This is a genomic window from Pirellulales bacterium, assembly GCA_035656635.1.
Classification (GTDB): Bacteria; Planctomycetota; Planctomycetia; order Pirellulales; family JADZDJ01; genus DATJYL01.
The window spans coordinates 1-3,594 of the sequence record DASRSD010000138.1 but is presented as its reverse complement, the minus strand read 5'-3'; the positions used below and the strand labels follow the sequence as shown (position 1 = coordinate 3,594).

Genomic DNA, 3,594 nt, shown 5'->3' with positions numbered 1-3,594 from the left:
CTATTGGTAGCGCTCGCTGTGGGCGGAGTGTTGGGCTATGTAGTCGCTTCGAACCGACCATTGTCGAATTGCCAAGCGGAAACACAGGTTGTGGCGTTCGATAAACAAACGACAGCCACCGCTGCCACAAAAACTCCCGAAATGTCGTTAGCGCAGGCGACCAACAACGGCGGCGGTTCGTCGTCCAGCAGCAGCGGTAAAAAGCCGAACATTTTGTTCATCATGGGGGACGACGTGGGCTGGTTTAACATTGGCGCGTACCACCGCGGCATGATGTCCGGCAAGACGCCCAATCTGGACAAGCTGGCGTCGCAAGGAATGTTGTTCACCGACTATTACGCGGAAGCCAGTTGCACCGCCGGCCGCGCGAATTTCATCACGGGCGAAATCCCGCTGCGAACGGGAATGACCACGGTCGGTCAGGCGGGAGCTGATGTTGGCCTGCCCGCGCAAGCCTGCACGTTGGCCACCGCTTTGAAAGCACAAGGTTACACCACGGGCCAGTTCGGGAAAAATCACCTTGGCGATCTCAACAAATTCCTACCCACGGTGCACGGCTTCGACGAATTTTTTGGATATTTGTATCACCTCGACGCTATGTCCGATCCGTATTGGTATTCGTTCCCGGTCGAGGAAGCGTATTACAACGAGCATGGCCCGCGCAGCCTGGTGCATTGCTACGCCAGCGACACTGACGATCCAACCGTTCAGCCACGGTGGGGAAAAATCGGCAAGCAGAAGGTTACGGACGAAGGTCCGCTGCCCCCCTACGCCGATATGTCGCACGTACCCAACATGCACGACGTTCCCTTCTTGAAGGCGAAGTACGACATGACCACCTTCGACGAAGTGTTAGTGAAAAGCTCCTGTGACTTCATGGATAAGGCGAAGCAGGATGGCAAGCCGTTTTTCATTTGGCACAACACCACCCGCATGCACGTGTGGACGTTCCTGTCGCCAAAATATCAGGCCCAGATGAACAGCAAAACGAACTACGGCCTGGAGGAAGGGGGCATGGCGCAATTGGATGATAGTGTGGGAGCGCTGTTGAAACATTTGGAAGATATCGGCGAGGCGGACAACACGATTGTCGTGTTTACCACCGACAATGGTGCTGAAGTATTTACCTGGCCCGACGGCGGCATGACGCCGTTCAAAGCCACCAAAGGCACGGTCATGGAAGGCGGCTTCCGCGTGCCTTGCATTGCCCGCTGGCCGGGGCACATCAAGCCTCACACCGTCGAAAACGGAATTTTTTCGGGGCTCGATTGGTTTCCAACGCTGTGCACAGCCGCGGGAAATCCAAATATCACTGACCAGCTCCTCAAGGGAGCTAAGCTGGGCGACCGCGAGTATAAAAACCATTTGGACGGCTACGATCAGACCGATCTTCTGACCGACAACGGATCGTCCAAGCGTCACGAACTTTGGTACTTTGGCGGGCCAAAACTGGGCGCGCTGCGTCTGGACGACTTCAAATTCCAGTTCTTCCAGCAGCCCCTGGGCTGGCCGGGACCCAAGGTTACTACCGACATGCCTGGCATGGTGAATATTCACCAAGACCCCTTCGAGCGCACGCCGTCGATTAATGCAGAAACGCTGAATGATTTAGGCGGCGGTTACATGAACGATTTTTACGCGCGGGAATTCTGGCGATTTGTGCTAGTCCAACAAAGGGTTGCTGAACTCGCCAAAACGGCCATCGATTATCCGCCGATGCAAGACCCGGCGTCGTTCAACCTCGACGCAGTGAAAAAGCAGATCGAAGACATGATCAGGTCGCACGAGGGACAGTGATTGAGTTTCATTCGTGTCGAATGGTCAGTCTCGGCGGTCCAAATGGCCCGACTTGTTGATGGCGCGCAGCAATCGCAAGCCCAGGCCCAAGGCGACAACGCAACCGGCCACGCCGAACAGCGATACCCCGCGCTCGCCAAACAACCAGGCAGGCCCAACCAGCGGCGGCACTTCGCGGCTCAGGAGCAAGGCCGAGCCCAAAAATAGCGCGCTGGCCAGCATGCCCAGCACCAGCCGATTGACCGAAGGCTCCAGGCCGCGATGATCCAGATGCACGTCGATTTTTCCGGCGTGAAACAAATCGACAATGTCAAGCACTTTGCGCGGCAGTACTTCGGCCAAGTGCTCAATTTCGTTGTACACGTGACGCAGCTTCCGCAGCCGCCGCAGCGGCGAAATGCGCCGCCAGGCCATTTGCTTTTGGTGCGGGGCCAAAACTTCCATCAAGCTAAACCGCGGGCTGGCCAGCCGGGCTGTGCCTTCCAACATGACCAACATTTTCAGCAACATGGCAATGCGTGCCGGCAGCATAATGCGATAGCGGCGAATGATTTCGGTCATTTCGTTCAGCGCGGCGCTCAGATTGACATCTTCAATCGACTGGTTACCGTAATGCGCCACGAAATCGGCCAAATCGTAACCCAGCGCCGTTTGATCTAAATCGCGCGGCACTTCGCCCATTTGCGTAATTACTTGTGCCAGCCGCCCGGGGTTGCGCTCGCCAATGGCCAGCAATAGGTCTTCGACTTCCTCACGCAGCGCATCATCAATGCGCCCCACCATGCCAAAATCCAACAGCCCGATTACATTGCCAGGCATGAGAATCAAATTGCCCGGATGCGGATCGGCATGATAAAAGCCGTGGGTGAAAATCATGGTGAGATATAAATCGGCCCCGCGACGGGCAACCTCCTTCAAATCAAACCCCGCTTCGTACACTTTTTCGACGTGCGAAAGCTTCACGCCTTCCAGGTACTGCATGGTCAGCACGCGCGATGTGGAAAGCTCCGGATAGGAGCGCGGAATTTTCACGGTGGGGTCGTCGGCGAACAAATAGGCAAATTGCTGGAGATTGCGCTCTTCGCGGCCAAAATCGAGCTCTCGCCGCAACACGCGTTGAAACTCGGCGACGGTGGCCCGGGGACGATAATTGGCCAGCTCCGGCACCCGTTCGGCCCAATGCGCCAGTCCGGTGAGAATTTCCAAATCGCGGCGGATGATTTCTTCGATGCCCGCGTGCCGCACCTTGGCCACGACCCAATCGCCATTTTTTAAGCGCGCCCGGTGAACCTGGCCAATCGAAGCGCTGGCCAGTGGGACTTCTTCAAAATCGAGGAACAATTCGGGCAAGGGCTGGCCCAGTTCGGACTCTACGATGCTTACGACTTGTCCGTACGAATCGGCTGGAGTGCGATCTTGCAATTTTGCCAATTCGTCTGCCAGGGCCACTCCCACGACATCAGGGCGCGTGCTCAAAATTTGGCCCAGCTTAATGAACGTGGGGCCCAGTTCCGAAAGGGCCAACCGAATGCGCGTTTCGCGGCTGTGGCTGCACAGGGCCGTGCCGTCGCGATCTTTCAAAATGCCGTGCGTAAAGCGCGGACCCAGCCGTTCGATCCAGCCCGCCAGGCCGTATTTGCTCAGCACCGTGAGAATTTGCCGCCAACGGCTGGCGTGGCGATACAGTTGCGGAATGGTGCTTAATCGCATGCAATTATTTTAACAAAAGCAAATGTTCGATGTTGAATTGAGCCAACCAATGCTGCGCCGGCTGGTTATGGATTGAGCCCGGCCGGT

At 56.5% G+C, this 3,594-nt stretch carries 2 protein-coding genes; one reads left to right on the top strand and one right to left on the bottom strand.

Going from position 1 to position 3,594, the window contains the following annotated elements:
- The coding region (locus VFE46_13145) for an arylsulfatase (GenBank protein ID HZZ28941.1) at positions 1 to 1,797 on the top strand (1,797 nt) is incomplete at its 5' end.
- A gap of 24 nt (positions 1,798 to 1,821) precedes the next feature.
- Here VFE46_13145 and VFE46_13140 read toward each other — a convergent pair.
- Entirely contained in the window at positions 1,822 to 3,507 is a 1,686-nt protein-coding gene (locus tag VFE46_13140) for an AarF/ABC1/UbiB kinase family protein (protein ID HZZ28940.1), read from the bottom strand.
- Positions 3,508 to 3,594 lie beyond the last annotated feature (87 nt).